The sequence below is a fragment of the Pseudomonas sp. PICF141 genome (genome assembly GCF_002286815.1).
Taxonomy (GTDB): domain Bacteria; phylum Pseudomonadota; class Gammaproteobacteria; order Pseudomonadales; family Pseudomonadaceae; genus Aquipseudomonas.
Genome location: NZ_MUNM01000066.1, coordinates 54,238 through 72,582, shown reverse-complemented (window position 1 = coordinate 72,582; position 18,345 = coordinate 54,238). Strand labels below are relative to the sequence as shown.

The window sequence follows — 18,345 nt, the reverse complement described above, 5'->3', positions numbered from 1 at the left end:
AGGAGTATCACCATGGAACTGGTTTTCGAAATGCTGAACACCAAGCAGTTCGTGCCCACGGATTTGTGCCAGAAGACCTTCAAACAGGCCGGTGGCGTGATTGGCCGAGGCGAGGATTGCGACTGGATCATCCCCGACCGCAAGCGTCACCTGTCCAACCATCACGCGTTGATCAGCTACCGCGAAGGCACGTTTTTCCTGACCGACACCAGCAGCAACGGTATCCAGGACAGCGAAAGCGGCGCGCGCCTGCGCAAAGGCGAGCCGATGCGCATCGAGCATGGCAGCGTGTACGTGTTGGGTGACTTCGAGATCCGTGCGCGACTGGTGCGCGACCCGGCGACGTTCGACGTTGAAGCCGGCCGTCCGCAAGCGGCGGGCAGCATCATTCCGGACGATGCCTTCCTCGACCTCGACCCTCTGAACGCCCTCGACCAGCAAGAGCGTGTGTACTCGGAAATCGATGAGTTGATCGCCCCGAGCACAACCATCGAAGACACCCGTCAACGCGCCGACTACGCGCGCATCGACATGGAAAGCCTGATGGTCCCGGAGCTGATCGCGGCCCCGGCAGAACCTGCGCCAGCGTCCCCGCCCAAAGCGGTCGAGCGTCAGAGCGAAGGTTTCTGGGAGCACTTCGGTGCGGCGTTGGGCGTAGACCTCAAAGGCCTCGATCACGATGCCCGCGAAGCCCTGGCACTGAATGCCGCACGCCTGCTCAAGCAAAGCATTGGCGGTTTGCAGCAGAGCCTGCGCACCCGCAGCGAACTGAAAAACGAACTGCGCCTGGCTCAAACCACCGTGCAAGGCACTAACAAGAACCCACTGAAATTTGCCGTCGATGCCGGCGAAGCGCTGGGCATTCTGTTGCAGGGCAACAAGCCGGGTCAGTTGCCGGCCGAACAAGCGATCTCCCGTGCGTTCCGTGATTTGCAGGCGCATCAGGTCGCGTTGCTGACCGCCAGTCGCGCCGCCGTTCGCGGCACCCTGGAGCATTTCTCGCCGCAACAGCTGACCCTGCGCTTCGAGCGCGACAACAAGCCGTTGCTCGCCACCTCAGGCAGTCGCTGGAGAGCGTACGGGCGCTATCACCAGGCCTTGCGTCAGGATGATGACTGGAGCGAGCGTTTGCTGGCCCGTGATTTCGCCCAGGCCTACGAAGAGCAGATACGGCTGATTTCCACCCTACACACCGACCACCAAGGATGATGCGCATGTCTCGCTGCTCGACCGCTTTTTTCAAGACGCTGACTGCGCTGGCTGCCCTCGTGCTGGTGGCCGGTTGCTCGTCGCTGTCGCCGTATTCCACCGTGACCAAACTCAACCTGAAGCTGACGGCCAGCGATCAGTTGAACCCGGACCTCAACGGTCGTCCGTCGCCGATTGTCGTGCGCCTGTTGGAGCTCAAGCACCCGGTAACGTTCGAGAACGCTGATTTCTTCAGCCTCTACGAACGTGCCAAGGAATCCCTGGCACCGGACCTGGTGGCCAGCGAAGAACTCGAATTGCGCCCCGGTGAAACCATCGAGCTCAAGCTCAGCGTGGAGGAGGGCAGCCGTTATGTCGGCGTGCTCGCGGCCTATCGCGACCTGCCGGAAACCAAATGGCGCTACACCCTGCAAACCACTGCGCTGGAAGTCACCGTGGCTGACCTGACCCTCGATCAGGCCGGCATCCGCAATACCCATGAAACGCTCGCCAAGGCGGATGACTGAACATGAATGCCCATAAAGTCATTTGGCAGGAAGGCATGCTGCTGCGACCGCAGCACTTCCAGCACAACGATCGTTACTACGACCACCAGATGAAGACCCGCACCCAGTTGCTGGGCAGTTACACCTGGGGCTTCCTCAACCTGGAAATCGACTTGCAGTTCCTCAACATGGGCAAACTGGTGATCAGCCAGGCCTCGGGGATTCTGCCGGACGGCAGCCTGTTCGAGCTGGGTGGCAACACCGAACCGTTGGCCCTGGATGTGCCGCCGAACACCGGCAACACACCGATTTATCTGGCGCTGCCACTGGTGACCGGTAACCACATCGAGTCTCGCCGCCCGGAGCAATCCGATGTGCTGGCGCGCTATACCGCGTACGAAGCGGAAGTTGCCGACTCCAATGCCGGTGACGACTCTGCAAGCCAGGTCAGTTGCGCCCGTCCGGATTTCCGTTTGTTGCTGGGTGAGCAGCAAAGCGACCAGGCCTACGTGAAGCTGAAAATCTGCGAAGTGCTCGATACCACGCCCGACGGCGTGATCAGCCTCGATCCGGATTTCGTGCCGACCTACCTTCAGGCGCATTCGTCCAGCTACCTGCTGTCGTGCCTCAAGGAAGTGATCAGCATGCTCGGCCACCGGGGCGATACCATCGCCGACCGGATTCGCTCCAACGGCAAGGTCGGTGGCGCGGAAGTCGGTGACTTCATGATGCTGCAACTGATCAACCGCACCGAACTGTTGCTGCGCCATTACCTCGGCCTGGAACAGGTGCACCCGGAAGAGTTGTACCGCACGCTGCTGACCATGCTTGGCGATCTGGCGACATTTTCCAGCGAGAGCAAACGCCCGCGTCTGGACAGCCGTTATCAGCACAGTGATCAGGGCGCGAGTTTCCGCAAACTGATGGAAGCGATTCGTCAGGTGCTGTCGATGGTGCTCGAACAGCACGCTATCGAACTGGTGCTGCAGGCGCGTCAGTACGGAATCATCGTGTCGCCCTTGCACGACCACAAACTGCTGGGCTCGGCCTCGTTCGTGCTCGCGGCCAGTGCCAACTGCGACTCCGAAGAACTGCGCCATCGCTTGCCGGCGCACCTCAAGGTCGGGCCGGTGGAGCGTATTCGCCAACTGGTCAACCTGCATCTGCCGGGCATCAAGGTCAAACCGTTGCCGGTGGCCCCGCGGCAGATCGCGTTCCACTCCAACAAAACCTATTTCATCCTCGAACTCAGTTCCGAAGACCTGGCGCAACTGGAGCGCTCCGGCGGCTTCGCGTTCCACGTGTCCGGCGAATTTGCCGAGCTTGAACTGAAATTCTGGGCCATCAGGAACTGACCGACATGATCAAGGACATGGAACACAACCAGGACGACAAAACCGTCCTGCTCGACCGTCAGGGCCATGGCCCGGCGTCGAGTCCGTTGACTGACTTCGCTGCACCACCGCGTTTCGAACAGCTGGAAGAACGGATGATCTATGCCGCGCGTTTGCGCCCGGCCGAAGCGTTCAACATCAGCCTCAATTCGCTGGTGGCCGCGGCGTCCGACTTGCTGTCGGAAGTGGTGCGACTCAAGCACAGCGACACCCGCGAAGACCTGTATGCGCTCAACGAGCGACTGACCGCCGGGCTGAAGCTGTTTGAAGTGCGGGCGCTGCACAACGGCGCTGAAAGCAGCCAGGTGATGGCCGCACGTTACGTGCTTTGCACCGTGGTCGATGAAGGCGTCGTCACCACGCCGTGGGGCAACGAAAGCGAGTGGTCGCAGATGAGCTTGCTCAGCAGCTTCCACAACGAAACGTTCGGCGGCGAGAAGTTCTTCCAGCTACTGGATCGCCTGTCGAAAAACCCGGTCAAGCACCTGCCGATGCTGGAACTGATGTACCTGTGCCTGTCCCTCGGTTTTGAAGGCAAGTACCGGGTGCAAGCCCGCGGCATGCTTGAGCTCGAAGGCATCCGCGACGCCTTGTATCGGCAGATCCGTCAGCTGCGCGGCGACGTGCCGCGTGAGCTGTCGCCGCATTGGGAAGGCTTGAACGATCAGCGCCGCAGCCTGGTGCGCATCGTGCCGGCGTGGATGGTGGTGCTGTTCACTATGGTTTGCCTGGTGGTGATGTATTCGGGCTTCGCCTGGGTGTTGGGCGAGCAACGCGAAACCGTTCTGCAACCTTATCAGCAGCTAGATCCGGCCGCGGTTCAGCCGCAGTCGCAGCCGTAAACAGGGACGTGTGATGAAAAAGTTTTTCAAGAAAGTCGGCGCTTTCCTGCGCCAGACCTGGGTCTGGACCCTGCTGTTGGTGCTGTTCGTCGCGCTGCTGGTGTGGTTCGTCGGGCCGCTGCTGGCGGTCAATGACTACAAGTTCTGGGAAGGTTCGACCTCCCGCCTGCTGACCATCAGTGTGCTGTTCCTGGTCTGGGGCCTGACCATGGTCTTCGTCAGCTGGCGCGCCGGTGTGCGCAAGAAGGCCATCGAAGAGACCGAAGATGGCCAGGACCGTATCCGCCGCGAAGAGCTGATCGACGAAGAGCAGAAAGAGCTTCGCGTACGCTTCAAGGATGCGTTGAAAACCCTGAAGACTTCGAGCCTGTATCGCGGTCGCAGCGAGCGCTGGCGCAGTGATTTGCCGTGGTACTTGCTGATCGGCCCGCAGGGCAGTGGCAAGACCAGCCTGCTGGATTTCTCGGGTCTTGAGTTTCCGATCAACAAGATCGACCGCAAACTCACCCGCGACACTCGCGGCACGCGGCATTGCGACTGGTATTTCGCCGACCACGGCGTGCTGATCGACACCGCCGGCCGTTACCTGACCCAGCCGGATGCCGAAGTCGATGGCAGCGCCTGGAGCACCTTGCTCGACCTGCTGCGCAAGCGTCGGCGTAACCGCCCGCTGAACGGGGTGCTGGTGGCCATTCCGGTGGAAATGCTGCTGGGCAATACCGAGCAAGATCTCGAGACCCTGGCCCGCCAGGTGCGTGCGCGCCTGCAAGACGTGCATCAAAAACTGCACGTCGACGTGCCGATCTATCTGGTGTTGAGCAAGGCCGATCGCCTGCTTGGTTTCGACGAATTCTTCGATCAGCTGACCCGCGAAGAAAGCGATCAGGTGCTCGGTACCAGCTTCCGCAAAGAGCAGAGCGGCACTGATGTTGCCGTGCTGCGCGCCGAGTTCGAAGAGCTGCTGCGTCGCCTGAACAGCCAGGTGATCATGCGCATGCACCAGGAGCGCGACACCCAGCGCCGTGGCCGCATCCTCGACTTTCCGCATCAACTGGGGCAGATCGGCGAGCGCCTGTGCCTGTTCGTCGACCTGGCGTTCACCGGCAACCGCTACCAGCGTGTCAGCCAGTTGCGCGGCTTCTACCTGATCAGCGCGCCGCACCTGACTCAAGAGATGGACCAGACCACCGCCAGCATCGGCGCTAACCTGGGCATGAACGCTGGCATGCTGCCGACCCTGCGCAGCGGCCGTTCGCGGTTCATTCACCATTTGCTCAGCCGGGTGATTTTCCCCGAGGCCGATCTGGCCGGTCTGGACAAACGCGAGCGCAGCCGCATCCATTGGGGCCAGCGCGCCCTGTACGTGGGCGCACTGGCGGCGCTGGCGCTGTTCGGCATGCTGTGGGCGGGCGGTTTCTCGGCCAACTATGAGCGTCTGGAAAACCTGCGCTCACTGGCGCAAACCTGGAATCAGCAACGCTCGGCCCTGACCGCTCGTGATGACGCCATGGCGGCGCTCAAGACCCTCGACACCCGCTATGCGGCAACCCAGGTCTTTCCGAACAAAGGTGACGTGTCGTACCACGAACGCGGTGGCCTGTACCAAGGCGAAGACGCCAATCCAGTGGTCATGAGCGCCTACGAGCGTGAGCTTGAAGCGCAACTGTTGCCACGGGTTGCGACCCTGCTGGAAGGGCAGATCCGCGCCAACATGAAGGACCGCGAACGCCTGCTCAACAGCCTGCGTGCGTACCTGATGCTGAACATGAAAGATCGCCGCGATGCTACGTGGCTCAAGGATTGGGTCGCGAATGACTGGTCCCTGCGCTACGCCGGCAACACCGCGGTGCAGAACGGCTTGAACACCCACTTCGAGCGCTTGCTCAAGCAGCCGTTTATCTACCCGCTGAACGATCAACTGGTGGCGCAGGCGCGCCAGGTTTTGCGCAGCGAGTCGCTGGCTAACGTGGTTTACCGGATGCTGCGCGAGCAGGCTCGCAATCTGCCGGACTACCGCTTCAGCCAACACCTGGGCCCCCAAGGTGCGTTGTTTGTCGGCACCGATTACGTGATCCCGGGGTTCTACACCCAACAGGGTTATCAGCAGTACTTCTCGGTCCAGGGCACTGCGCTGGTTACCGACATCCTGCGGGACAACTGGGTGCTGGGCGAAGGCTCGGGCATCAGCGGCATGGACTTGCGTCGCCTGATGGTCGAACTGGAGCAGCTGTACTTTCGCGACTACGCCAACTTCTGGAGCGAAGCGGTCGGCCAGGTGGCCTTGCCACCGATCAACGACGCCGGTGAAGGCGCCGAGCAACTGGCGGGCCTGACGTCGGCCAACTCGCCGGTGCTGCAACTGCTGGTGGAAGTGCGCGAGAACACCCGTTTCCAGGTCATTGCAGACAGCGCCGATGAAGCTGCCGAGGCGGCTGACAAACTGGACGAGAAGGGCGGCAAGTTGGGCAAACTGGCTGCGGCCGCCGCGGACAAAGCGTCGGACATCGCGAAGACCTTGCCAGACACCGCAAAAAAATCCCTGCAACGGCGCTTCGAACCGCTGCACCGATTGCTGGATGACAACAACGGCCCGGCCGCTGATTTGACCCCGGCACTGACAGCACTCAACGACCTGCAACTGCAACTGTCGAGCCTGGCCCGTGCCAGCGCGCCGGAGCAGGCTGCGTTCGAAATGGCCAAGACCCGCATGAGCGGCCAGCGTGATGCGCTGAGCAACTTGCGCAATGCCTCGAACCGTCTGCCACGCCCTGTGAGCGTGTGGTTCAACGTGCTGGCCGAAGACACCTGGCGTCTGGTGCTCAACGATTCCTACCAGTACCTGAACCAGCGTTATCAGAGCGAGCTGTACAGCTTTTACGGCAAGGCAATCAACAAGCGTTACCCGTTCAGCGCCCACAGCACCAGCGACGTTGCGATCAGCGACTTCCGCGAGTTCTTCAAGGCCCAAGGCATTGCCGATCGCTTCTTCGACAACTACATGCGTCCGTTCGTGAGTGGCGATCCAGGCAACTACCGCCTGCGCAGCATTGACGGTCATAGCATGCCGATCTCCAAGGTCTACCTCGACCAGATGGCCGCGGCCCAAGTGATCCGCCAGAGCTTCTTCTCGATCAACCCGGCCGAGCCGCAAGTGCAGTTCAAACTGGAGCCGTACACCCTCGACCCGGCCGTCAGCCGTTCCGAGTTCAAGTTTGGCGACAAGACCATTGAATACCGTCACGGCCCGATCGTGCCGGTGTCCTTCAAATGGCCGACCGACGCTGAAGACGGTCGCACCAGTCTGGTCCTGGACAAAATGGTTGGCCGCCCGATCGGCATCGAGAAGAACACCGGCCCATGGTCGCTGTTCCGTCTGTTCGACCTGATGCAGACCGAGTACCTGACCGGTCGCGACGTGCTGGTGCTGAAAGCTGATGTGGGCGGCCTGCGCGCCAACTACTTGCTGTCGAGCCAGCGCACGCCGAACCCGTTCGACATGGGCGTGCTGCGTACTTTCCGTATGCCGGTGCAGCTCTGATGCTGGTTGCCAGCCCCTGGCGCAGCGCTGCGCGTACCGATCCGGGCAAGGTTCGGGCGCGCAACGAAGATGCTTTCCTCGACTGTCCACAGCAGGGGCTGTGGGTGGTCGCGGACGGTATGGGCGGTCATCAGGGCGGCGACATCGCCAGCCAGTTGATCGTCGCCAGCCTGGCGGAGTTGCCTGTGAAGGACGACTTCGACGAACGCCTCAAAGGGATTCGCCAGTGCCTGCACTGGCTCAACCGCCGCTTGGGTCAGGAATTGACCGTCACCGCCGGGCGCCACGACAGCATCATGGGCAGCACCGTGGTGGCGCTGCTGGTGGAAGGCAATCGCGCGGCCTGCATCTGGGCCGGCGACAGCCGCTGCTACTTGTGGCGTGGCCAGCGTTTGTATCAGCTGTCCAAGGACCATTCGCTGCAACAGCAATTGATCGACGAGCAGAACATGAGCGTCGAGCAAGCCCAGGCTCATCCTGCCGCCCATGCCTTGACCCGTGCGGTCGGCGCTGCCGAGCAACTGACCCTGGATGTGTTGGAGCTCGAGGTCTATCCCGGCGATGCGTTTCTGTTGTGCAGCGACGGTTTGTACCAAGGACTGAGCAGCGATGCCCTGGGCAACGCGCTCAGCCTGACCGCGCCGCACGTTGCGCTGGAGCGTCTGTTCGACGGCGCTCTGCGTGGCTCGGCCCGGGACAACCTGACCGCCGTGGTGATCCGCCAATGACTGAACTCATGCCACCGATCGACGACCTGCTGGTGACCGAAGAAGAAGCCAATAACCTGACTTACTTCGCCTTCGCCACGCCTCTAAACGGAAAGCCGCATCAGGCCGATCCTGTGCTGGCGCCCACCCGGGCCAGTATCGGCGAACTGCCGGACGTGCTGGCGGGGCGTTACCGTATCGAGCGCCTGCTCGGTGCCGGTGGCATGGGTGCGGTTTACCGCGCACGGGACTTGCTGAGCGAACAGTTCGGCGATCCCGATCCTTACATCGCGCTGAAAATACTCAGCGAAGAATTTGCCGAATCGCCGGACGCCAGTGCCTTGCTCTACAGCGAGTTCGCCCTGACCCGACGACTGCGCCACAACAACGTGCTGCGACCGCACACCTTTGAAGTGGACACCGACTGCCAGCGCGCCTTCATCACCATGGAACTCATGCGTGGGCTAACCCTGGACAAATTACTCTGCGAGCGGCCCCTGGGCCTGCCGTGGAAAGAACTGCGTGACATCGCGCTACCGCTGCTCGACGCGCTGGCCTACGCCCATGCGCGCGGCGTGCTGCACGGCGACATGAAACCAAGCAACGTGATGCTCAGCGAAGACGGCGTTCGCCTGTTCGACTTCGGCCTTGGCCAAGCGCAAGAGGGCATCTTGCCCGGCTTGCCGCACCTGAGCCGCAACCGCTTCAACGCCTGGACCCCTGGCTACGCTGCCCCTGAACTGCTTGAGGGCCAACCGTTGTCGGCCAGCGCAGACGTGTACGGCGTGGCCTGCGTGATCTACGAATTGGCGGGCGGCAAACACCCGTTCCGCCGCTTGCCCTCGACCGAGGCCCGCGACGGGCACCTCGAACGCGAGCTGCACGCACCCCGAAACCTGCCGAAACACTGCTGGCCAGCCCTGCGAACGGCGCTGGCTTTCGATGCGGCCAAGCGCACCATCACCGCCGCCCAATTGCGTGACGCCCTGGGCGTCACTTCGTCTTTGCTGCAACGCCTGCGACTGCGGGCGTAACGGATGACTACCGAACAGGGAGCAAGCCATGTTCAACCCAGCTAACGAAACGCACTTCAGCCTGACCGTTGAAGACTATGTGGGCGACCTGCAAGTGCTGTCGTTCACCGGCACCGAAGGCATCAGCCAGCCGTATCGCTTCGACCTGGAACTGGTCAGCGAAAACCCTGACCTGGACCTGGAAAAGCTCCTGCACAAGCAGGCGTTCCTCGCATTCGACCCGAAAGGCAGTGGCATCCACGGCCAGATCTACCGCGTTGCCCAAGGCGATGCCGGCAGGCGCCTGACCCGCTACAAAGTCTCCCTGGTGCCGCACCTGCAATACCTGCATCACCGCACCAACCAGCGCATCTACCAGCAGATGTCGGCGCCGAAAATCATCGCGCTGATCCTCGAAGAACACGGCATCAAGGGCAACGCCTACAAATTTCAGTTGAGCCAGCCGTGCCCGGACCGCGACTACTGCGTGCAATACGACGAAACCGATCTGCACTTCGTCCAGCGCCTGTGTGAAGAAGAAGGCATTCACTACCACTTCCAGCACAGCGAAAAAGCCCACCTGCTGGTGTTCGGCGACGACCAGACCGTGTTCCCCAAACTCGGCCAGCCAACGGCTTATGTCCAAGGCAGCGGCATGGTCGCCGACGAACCGGTGATCAAAGGCTTCAAACTGCGCCTGGAAACCCGCACCGGCCGTGTCACCCGCCGCGACTACGACTTCGAAAAGCCCAACCTGCGACTCGAAGCTGCGTACAAACCCGACGGCGAAAGCACCGAACCGGACCTGGAAGACTACGACTACCCCGGCCGCTTCCTCGACCGCGCCCGTGGCAAATTCCTCAGCCAACGCGCCCTCGAACGCCACCGCGCCGACTACCAGCAAGCCGAAGGCCACGGCGACCAGACCACCCTCGCCAGCGGCCACTTTCTGGAAATGTCCGACCATCCGCGCACCGAGTGGAACGACCTCTGGCTACTCACCGAAATCGTCCACGAAGGCAAACAGCCGCAAGTGCTCGAAGAGTCCGTGACCAGCGACACCACCAACAACAAAGACGACTTCCACCAGGGCTACCGCAACCGATTCCTCGCCACCCCGTGGAACGTCTTCTACCGCCCCGCGCTACAACACCCGAAACCCCGCGTTCTCGGCAGCCAGACCGCCATGGTCACCGGCCCCAAAGGCGAAGAAATCCACTGCGACCCATACGGCCGTATCAAAGTGCAATTCCACTGGGACCGCGAAGGCCTCGCCGACGACAAAACCAGCTGCTGGATGCGCGTCTCCTCCAGTTGGGCCGGCGACCGCTACGGCGCCATCGCCATCCCGCGCATCGGCATGGAAGTGCTAGTCACCTTCCTCGAAGGGGATCCTGATCAACCGTTGGTGACCGGTTGCCTGTACCACAAGGAAAACCTCGTCCCCTACGACCTGCCCGCAAACAAAACCCGCACCGTATTCAAAACCCTCAGCTCACCGGGAGGCGGCGGGTTCAACGAACTGCGGATTGAAGACAAGAAAGGGGCCGAGCAGATCTTCATCCATGCCCAGCGGGATTGGGATGAAAACATTGAGCACCACCAGAAGATTCGGGTGGGGAATGAACGCCACGACACCGTGGAGAAGAACACCTACACCGAGCTGAAGGCTGAAGAGCATCGCACCACGATTGCTGATCGCAAGAGTGAAGTGCGGGTGGATGATCACCTGACTGTTGGGCAGAACCAGCACATCAAGCTTGGGACTGCGCAGCTGACCAGTGCGGGGAAAGAGATTCACCTTAAGGCTGGGGACAAAATCGTCATCGAAGCCGGGATGGAGCTCACGGTTAAGGCCGGTGGGAGTTTTATCAAGCTCGATGCGGGTGGGGTGACGGTTGTTGGGCCGGTGGTGAAGATTAATGCCGGTGGTTCGGCGGGGAGTGGGACTGGGATTGGGATTAAGCCGCCGGTGCTACCGGGGGCGGCGGATAAGGATAAGGCGGGGAGTTTGATGGAACAGGCGTTGGGGAATGTGGTGCCTGAGCAGGTTAAGCCGAAGGCTTTTTTTGTGTTTTCTGAGTGATCGACATGAATGGTGTGTTGAAGAAAAGCAATGGCGTCGCTGTAGCGGTTTTCACCGTATCGCTGCTGAGCCTGTTTCATGGCAGCGTTTATGCGGATGAGTGCCCGTCTGAAGATTTTGCCCAATTCCTTCCGGCGTTCTCTGCGAATGCTGAAACCCAGCAGCGGTTGACTGCGATGACGGTGAAGTCGCAGGTTTTGAAACCGGTGGGAGAACATGGGGTTTTTGAGCCGCAAACGACGGGAGTCAACAGTTCCAATTTGGCGTTTCCGCTAATGGCGCCCGTAGCCACAGACAAGACAGAAGGTGTCGAAGTCGAAGCGATCGACGACAGTCACTTCAATGTTGTGGATAAGCGGGCGGGTAACAGCAACATCAAGATCTTCAATTTTTCTCGGCAGGCGTGTTGGGTCTTGGAGGGAGTTGAGGATTGGTCGATTAGTGAGAAAGATCTCGTAGTGGCTGGCAATCCTCACATGAGCGAGGCAGAGAGATTTTGCTTTCAACGTGCGGAAGCCTTTAGAGGTTTGGGGGGGCTAGAGCAGTACCGACTCACGGGGGAGTTGTTTGAAGCCTCTCTGGAAAACTATCTATGCGCTGCAGCTTCCGGCGATCCTCAAGCCAGTTTGAATGCTGCAAGTTTGAGTCTTTCCGGTATGGCGCCGCAGTTAAAAACCGAGAAGGTTGAGCAGCTATTCAAGGCAGCAGCAACCACCTTGCCGGAGGGGGCAATGAGTCTTTCGTTATTTTATTGCGTTGGTAACAACATCGCCGCTGACGGCCCTTGCCAGCATCCAGCACAGGCTGAAGAAGCGCTGACGCATGCTGCCCGTATTGGAAGTGCCTTTGCGACAAATGCACTCGGTAGAGCCTTTGAAACTGGTGAGTTGGTTACAAAGGACATGTCCAGGGCAGTTGCCTGCTACCAACTTGCTGCCAAACACGGCAGTAAAGGGTCTATTGCACATTTGGAACGTTTGAATAAGCAGCCAGCTGGAGTTGTTAAAGCCAGTTTTTGCTATTGATTATTGCAGGAAGCAGAAATGACAGAGCCACTTGACTTGTCGAGCAACTATACCAGTGCTAATTATAGATATAAGGAGGGCGGAGACGGCTTTGCCGTAGAGAATGGTAAAAAAGTTGTCGACTGTTCTCATATGGTTAACTTGTTGCTTAAAGGTGCCGGCTACGAAGTTCCTTACCAGAATACAGCGGGTCTCAATAGTGGGGCTGCACTTCAGTACTATGATGTAATTAGTCCTGCTAATGTAAGACGTGGAGATATCGTCCTCTGGATTAACGTAACTTCCAATCATGAAAATAAGACGTTAAATCATACGGGGATTGTCGAGTTTTATGACAGCACATTAGACTCTGAGTTTGGCAAATTCTTTGGGGCACAAAGTTCTGGTCCAGCCACTGCACCATTCGGCGCTTTGGGGAAGGCCTGGTATTGGCCAGTTCCTACAAAGTTTTTGAGAGTTAAAGAGTCGACAAGGACGGGGGGGAATCCAACTCCGACACCTACCCCTCCACCCGCTCCCGCCCCTGTTCCAGCGACATCGCCGTTAATGAACTTCCAATATCCTTTTAGAAAGGCTGACGGAAAACAGTTCACTGATGCTGAGGAAGTCTACAAAGCACTTGAGGGTGAAAAGTCAGGCCATTACCTGCTGGGGAGCAACAAGTTTTGGCATGGCGGCATCCACATCAGCGATGCAAGTGCACCGCAATGCGTACTCAATGAGCCGGTTCGCTGTATGGCCGATGGAGAGGTCGTTGCGTATCGGTTGAATCAGGACTATCTGGAGTCGACTTTCGGTGATAATGAGAAAAAGCTGAAGTACTCCAACTCTTTCTGCCTGGTGCGCCATGAATACAAGTCGGCGCCAAACCCGGAAGACGGGCAAAATAAAGGTAAACAAAACAAGCTGACTTTCTACAGTCTATACATGCACTTGTTACCGTATGCCCGTTATCCGCTAGCGCCAGAAGAAACACCGAAGCCTGTAGTTACGATGAATTTTGGCGATTACAAAGGTTACGACAAGGCTCCTTGGATACCCGGCGCGCACTCCTACGGATTAATAAAAAAGGGTACAAAGCTAGAAATTCTTGATCAGGCGGTTGAGGGAACCAAAACATACGCCAAGGGAAAGATTCTTGCTGGATCAGTCAAAAGCGGCTCAACCAAAACGCGTAACGTCGGAGATGAAGTCTGGTTCGCGTTTAAAGAGAACGACATTCCCTATCAAAACTCGCAGCACAAGGCGATCTGGACCGCAGACAAAGTGCCTCAACGACTGAGGCCCAATTATTGGCAAGGAAAAGTTAAGGCTACCGCAGTCAATAAGCTTGACCTTTACACAGCCCCCGTGACGCTTCAAAACGGCCAACCCATAGGCGCCCGATACGGAAATAAGCAGCTTATTCCTACCAGCGTCGTTGAGTTCGATAGTAAAGAAGTGCTGAACCTGATCGTTGAAGGCAAACTTCGACGAATGGCCAAATGCATAATGGTCAGCGGCGGCTTAGCTGCCGAGGGGGCTGTGCCTGAGAGTTTTTGGACCTGTATAGAGAATAGTGCGGAATACCACATGGTCGACTGGACATCTCTGATGCCTACCAGTTTCGATTCGGTTGAAACGGCAAGCACAGGAATCAAGGCAGGTGATCCGATTGGATATTTGGGGCAGACAGAAAATCTCACCGGCGAAGACGGCGGTGTGTCCAGTAAGTATCAGGTTCACGTCGAGATTTTTACTGCCGAAGCTGACGTCAAAGATTTCCTCAAGAACGTTGCGGGTTTGAAGGTAGGTAAGCAGTACCTTCATCTGGCGGTCGGCGCTGAACTAAAGAAAAAAGCGCCTGCTACTGGATCGACACCTCTCAAGCAAGAACACGCAGTTGACTTGAGCAAGGCACGTGTCATCAATGACGCTGGTGAAGACTGGTACGAAGTCAGAGTGACCGAAGACGATCAACCGATTACTGGGCTCATGAAGAAGGCAGGCGCAGAAATCATCACGCAGCATGATTGGGAGAAACTGGGCTTTCAGATCGTTGAGGAGACAAACGCCGCCGCAGACGGATTCCTCGACCCTGAAGACATGCCCCAATTCTTCAAGAATCTTTACGCAAAAATCGACAAGAACCATGACGGTGAAGTCGATCCTGGCGAACTTGCAGAGGGGCTGAAAAATTCGGAAACCCGAGCTCAGTGGGCGAAGCTTGTTGCGCACCACCCTACAGAATGGAAAGACAAAGCTGATTCTGCTAAGTGGAGCAAACTTGATAAATTGCTGGAAAGTTCGCCAAAAACATTGAGACATGAGAAGGAAAGAATAACTAAATTTGTATTCTGGGATGAGCTGGTTGGAAAGGCGCAGGTGGCTTCCAGTTTGATCTGGCACTTTCATCCAGTTGAATTTATATCCAATATGAAGGCTAAAAAAACCTGCGATTGCAATGCTGTTGTAAAAGTTACTCGTTGGGTTTCCTCTAGTATGACCCACTATGGTCCACTGCATAATGGTGATAAGGAGCTAGGTAGTTCGCCTCAGTGGGATGAGTTGGTTTCAGAGGGGAGGATTACTGCGGATGAAAAGAAAATTATCATTGTAATGTCTGGTAATGAGGCGAAAATAAACGGTGTGCAGAGTTACGATAGTGAAGTAATTACTGCAGGTGCAATGCAGAAAACAGTTAATGTGGCTGGTGGAGGGGAATTACCCGCTCAAGTCAAAAAATTCAAAGATCAATACCCTGACGCATTTATTGAGTTTTTTGAGTCGAAAGGCTGGAAGCTCGATGACGCGGGAGCCTCGCCGAAAATGTATTATCAGGGAGAGGCCCGTGCCAATGGAGCTAAGCTAGAAGGGCAGGAACTAAAAAGTAATCTAAAAATTGGTTGCGGCGAGGCGACCTTTGGACAGGTAATTGACTGCCAACCAGTTTCAGTAATGGCGTGCGCAATTTCAAGTCCGTTATATGTAGAAATACAGATAATGGACTTTATTGATAGGTTGCATAGTGCTTTAGAGAAGAAACCGACTGGCTATACTTTTACTGCTGGTAAATTTTTCAAAACTCTGCTGGGGAAAGCAGTCGTTCTTGATCATGATATAAATCGGCCGGGGTTTGTAAGGGATGACCTAGGGACGGCTCTGGATAACTTCTTTTTTCAGAACCCAACAGTCAATAGAAATATTGATACATGGGGGGCGGCATATGATACCTATGAAAGAAAAATTCTTGATTTGTATGGTAATGACAGGCGAATGACAAATGCATCCACTCGGTATAATCACTTGAAGGCGGGGCTCTGAGAATGTTAAAGGTAAAGCTTCTAGTTGTTCGCATATGTTTTCTGTTTTCTTTAAGCGCTGCTTGTCATGCGGCAGACTCCAATTTATCCGGTGTCGATGGAGCAGCTCTCAAGTTTTCCTCTTGGGATAAAGATGTCGCTGTTTGGAAGCGGGCTACGTTTTCAAAAAACAACCTGAGTTTCAATTTGTATGAAAGTGGGTCGACCCCTTCAATTGGGCTTGGTGTCAATTCGGACTCCCTTGCTCCAAGTAGGAAATACGCGCTAATTCAGCGAACAGTATTCGGGGAGTTAAATGATGGCCAACAAATAACGTCTACCGAAAAATCCTATTGCGATATGGTCTCAATGGACACCGGTTGTGTACTTCTCTCTCGGCCTGCCGAAGCTTGCTCTGGAAGTTGGAAAGGGGTCAATTGGTCGACGGATGGAGGTGAGGTCATTGCGCCGAAACTGGAAACGATAACTCCTAAAGAGCTGGTCAAGTCGGCAGCAGCTATTTCCGATGCAGCGTCTAGGGCGCTTGCTATCAAAGATCAAATGTTTATGGGTGTTGACTCTTATATAAGCTGCTATCCACCTGCCAAAAATGTTCAGGCGTTAAACGATCTGGGCTTCTACCTAGCGCAAGCAGGTGATGATTTGTCTGCACTGAAAATATACCGAGGCGTGGAAACTACTGGTAAACGTACAGTGTTAATGCTGAATATTGCCGACTCTCTGTGGAATATGAAAAAAACCTCTGAGGCGATCGAGTACTACAAACGATACTCTGACGCAATGAATGCCGACGGGAAAAGTGCTAAAATTCCGGTTCGGGTTCCTGAGCGGATTCAGTAAAACTAAATCGAAGAACGCTGGCGTATTGTTTGTGCGCTAGCAAGTATTCTGCCAACTTTTATCTGTCGCGTCATAGCCTCGAGTTGCATCAACGCAAGGGATTTGTTTTGAATAAGTTATTTTTATTGGTAATGCTTTTGTGTCCCTTGGCTGTAGCCGCTGAACCGATCTTTCAGTCTCTGCAGTCATGTGAGCAGGGCGTTAGTACTGCGAGTCATTGCTCGGTGGTGCTGGACAGTAACGGTTACCTGGTGGATGCCGATTCCGGTAAAAAGTTGTCCGATACAGCGGAGTCAATGGGAGCTATGAATTCGTTTGAGCTCTACCGAGACGGCGGTCGATACATATTGGCCAACGAGAATTTCTCCCGCGCTAAAACACGTCGCTGGGTGGTGTTTGGCTATGACGCTGGAAGGGTTGTTCTGGATAGGATCTATATCTTCTCGTTAGACATTTCCGAGCAGTCAGGGCCTTATTGGCACGGTTACGATTGCCGGTCCGACTCCAAGCCATTCACCCGCCCAAGCGACGAGTCCTTCAGCGAGTCAGCCATGCAGGCGCTATGTGGTGAGGTTGAAGGTGAAGTCGTACTGGTACAGGAAGATTCTCCTGTATCCGCGCCCGCCAAATCGTTGGCCGTCAGTGTTCCTGTGTACAGCGCCCGAAATCGCAATGGTGCGGCGACCTACGTATTCGTTGGAAGCGAAGAGCCAGATTTGTCGGCGATGGCTTGTCAGTCCAATTGCTCACCTATCACAGCGGCACGACCTCGCTTATTGCGTGGTGAGAATGCGTTTTCAGTTACCCATGAGCCGCTAAAGGAATGATCGGTTTGAAATCTTTGTCTGTGTGTTTTATTGCATTGTTGCTCCTCTGTCCGATGTCGGCTCACAGCGAAGTCACAACTGAGGTCTATTGCTTTCGCTCGCAGGAAGGCAAGGACATCAATTTTGAGTTCAGAAGCTATTACGACTCAGTTTCCAAATGGAGCGGCGCAAGCGTCAAGTACAGTAAATCGAAGGAGGCTATTTCTCTTGTTTACAAGGACTCCGAAGAAGAAGTGCTAGATCCGAATCGACCTTCTCAGTTCACAACAAGATGGATTGAAGTGTCCGAAGGTCAGGTCACTGGAGATTATGGAATGGTCAGGCAAGGTGCTCTGATTTACGCCATGGTCTATACGAACCACAAATCCGGTAAGAGATATATATTCGAGCACGATAGCAACATGGACTCGCCACCCGAGACAGGCTGCCAGTGGTGAGTAAGGGACCGAAAAAGGGGACTTAAGTCCCCTTTTTTTATTCGCGGTTCCGCTACACCTTCGCCCGATACTCCGCCGGATTCGGCGAATCAATGTGATCGAGCGCTCGCTCCACCAACAACCGGACCCCATCCGCCAATCTGCTGAGCGCCAAGGCTAAGGAGCGCCGTGTACCGTCCACGTCGTCGGCCAGGTTGGCGGCGATGGCGCTGATGGACAGCAGGTCTTCCGAGGCGTTGGCCAGGAGGGCTTCGGTGTCGATGTCGGGGGAGACGGTGAAGAGCTTGCCTTTGCGCTTGGGTTTTTCGTTGGGTGGAGGGGCGAAATGGTGGTTGAGGGCGCGTTCGGCGGCTTCGTGGAGTTTTCTGGAATCGAAGGATTCGTAGGGGGATGTGGCTTCGTTTTCAGGAGGATTCGGTGTTGGCTTGATCATTAAGTGTTACTCCATGATTTAAAGGAGCTGACACCATTTCGCGTGCACTTCGAAAGAGGTGGCAGCTGTGCATAGGTGTGCAAGACCGGTGGAGTCACCCGGCAGACCCGGAGGTCTCCCATACACAGCTGCCATAACGATTCGCGAGCATAGGAAAACGCTCGATGAATTGCCATAACCGAATGTGTACTCCACCGGACTTGCACG

Annotated in this window: 14 protein-coding genes; 13 read left to right on the top strand and 1 reads right to left on the bottom strand. The window is 56.6% G+C overall.

Annotated features, from left to right (window positions below):
• Positions 1-12: 12 nt before the first annotated feature.
• The 13 genes from tagH (at position 13) to BZL43_RS18495 (ending at position 17,705) form a co-directional block, all read left to right on the top strand.
• Positions 13-1,209 carry a type VI secretion system-associated FHA domain protein TagH gene (tagH, locus tag BZL43_RS18560; RefSeq protein WP_095633642.1) on the top strand — a complete coding sequence of 399 codons (1,197 nt, stop codon included), beginning with the start codon at positions 13-15 and terminating at the stop codon, positions 1,207-1,209.
• A gap of 5 nt (positions 1,210-1,214) precedes the next feature.
• Entirely contained in the window at positions 1,215-1,715 is a 501-nt protein-coding gene (gene tssJ / locus BZL43_RS18555; protein ID WP_095633641.1) for a type VI secretion system lipoprotein TssJ, read from the top strand.
• Between the two features lie 2 nt (positions 1,716-1,717).
• Positions 1,718-3,049 (top strand): type VI secretion system baseplate subunit TssK, encoded by a 1,332-nt coding sequence (gene tssK / locus BZL43_RS18550; protein WP_095633640.1) that lies wholly within the window; start codon positions 1,718-1,720, stop codon positions 3,047-3,049.
• A gap of 5 nt (positions 3,050-3,054) precedes the next feature.
• Positions 3,055-3,930, top strand: coding sequence for a type IVB secretion system protein IcmH/DotU (gene icmH / locus BZL43_RS18545; protein WP_095633639.1), 876 nt, complete (start codon positions 3,055-3,057; stop codon positions 3,928-3,930).
• A gap of 13 nt (positions 3,931-3,943) precedes the next feature.
• Complete coding sequence (tssM, locus tag BZL43_RS18540; RefSeq protein WP_095633638.1) at positions 3,944-7,468, top strand: type VI secretion system membrane subunit TssM; 3,525 nt, start codon at positions 3,944-3,946, stop codon at positions 7,466-7,468.
• The gene (locus BZL43_RS18535) at positions 7,468-8,196 is read left to right on the top strand and encodes a PP2C family serine/threonine-protein phosphatase (RefSeq protein ID WP_095633637.1); all 729 of its coding nucleotides are present in this window, start codon (positions 7,468-7,470) and stop codon (positions 8,194-8,196) included. The genes tssM and BZL43_RS18535 overlap by 1 nt, the downstream gene beginning before the upstream one ends.
• Complete coding sequence (locus tag BZL43_RS18530; protein ID WP_168185109.1) at positions 8,193-9,209, top strand: serine/threonine-protein kinase; 1,017 nt, start codon at positions 8,193-8,195, stop codon at positions 9,207-9,209. The genes BZL43_RS18535 and BZL43_RS18530 overlap by 4 nt, the downstream gene beginning before the upstream one ends.
• A 28-nt stretch (positions 9,210-9,237) precedes the next feature.
• Positions 9,238-11,274 carry a type VI secretion system tip protein VgrG gene (locus BZL43_RS18525; RefSeq protein ID WP_095633636.1) on the top strand — a complete coding sequence of 679 codons (2,037 nt, stop codon included), beginning with the start codon at positions 9,238-9,240 and terminating at the stop codon, positions 11,272-11,274.
• Between the two features lie 5 nt (positions 11,275-11,279).
• Complete coding sequence (locus BZL43_RS18520; RefSeq protein WP_095633635.1) at positions 11,280-12,299, top strand: tetratricopeptide repeat protein; 1,020 nt, start codon at positions 11,280-11,282, stop codon at positions 12,297-12,299.
• A gap of 18 nt (positions 12,300-12,317) precedes the next feature.
• On the top strand, positions 12,318-15,602 hold the full coding sequence (locus BZL43_RS18510) for a calcium-binding protein (protein WP_256582879.1): 3,285 nt from the start codon (positions 12,318-12,320) through the stop codon (positions 15,600-15,602).
• A gap of 2 nt (positions 15,603-15,604) precedes the next feature.
• Positions 15,605-16,441: a type IV pilus biogenesis/stability protein PilW gene (locus BZL43_RS18505; RefSeq protein ID WP_095633633.1), complete on the top strand. Its 837-nt coding sequence runs from the start codon at positions 15,605-15,607 to the stop codon at positions 16,439-16,441.
• A 107-nt stretch (positions 16,442-16,548) separates the two neighbouring features.
• The gene (locus BZL43_RS18500) at positions 16,549-17,268 is read left to right on the top strand and encodes a hypothetical protein (protein ID WP_143517876.1); all 720 of its coding nucleotides are present in this window, start codon (positions 16,549-16,551) and stop codon (positions 17,266-17,268) included.
• Positions 17,265-17,705, top strand: coding sequence for a hypothetical protein (locus tag BZL43_RS18495; RefSeq protein ID WP_095633631.1), 441 nt, complete (start codon positions 17,265-17,267; stop codon positions 17,703-17,705). The genes BZL43_RS18500 and BZL43_RS18495 overlap by 4 nt, the downstream gene beginning before the upstream one ends.
• A gap of 52 nt (positions 17,706-17,757) precedes the next feature.
• Here BZL43_RS18495 and BZL43_RS18490 read toward each other — a convergent pair whose 3' ends face one another.
• On the bottom strand, positions 17,758-18,138 hold the full coding sequence (locus BZL43_RS18490; RefSeq protein ID WP_095633630.1) for a DUF6124 family protein: 381 nt from the start codon (positions 18,136-18,138) through the stop codon (positions 17,758-17,760).
• Positions 18,139-18,345: the final 207 nt, after the last annotated feature.